Annotated in this window: 1 protein-coding gene; it reads left to right on the top strand. The window is 57.2% G+C overall.

The genetic code is table 11. The features are described 5' to 3' along the window. A partial coding sequence (locus ACYP03_RS26365) for a dihydrofolate reductase family protein (protein ID WP_459782718.1) occupies positions 1–269 on the top strand: 269 nt, incomplete at both ends.

Below are 269 nucleotides of genomic sequence, written 5' to 3'. Positions count from 1 at the left end.
AGTTACGTCAGCCGATACGGGTGATCATTGACAGTCAGAACCGCTTGTTACCGTCGCAGAAATTATTCTCACTGCCGGGTAAAGTGTTGCTGGCCAGAACACAGGCTGATGAGGCGCTGTGGCCGGAACAGGTGCGGCAGTTAAGGGTGCCTGCTCAGCCAGATGGTCAGCTAGACTTAACGGCACTGATGACAGCCCTGGCGGCGGAAGATATTAATCATCTCTGGGTGGAGGCGGGGGCCGGTCTGGCCGGTGCCTTGCTCAATGCC

Source organism: Photobacterium sp. R1, from assembly GCF_054600795.1.
This window is presented reverse-complemented; position numbering and strand designations above follow the sequence as displayed.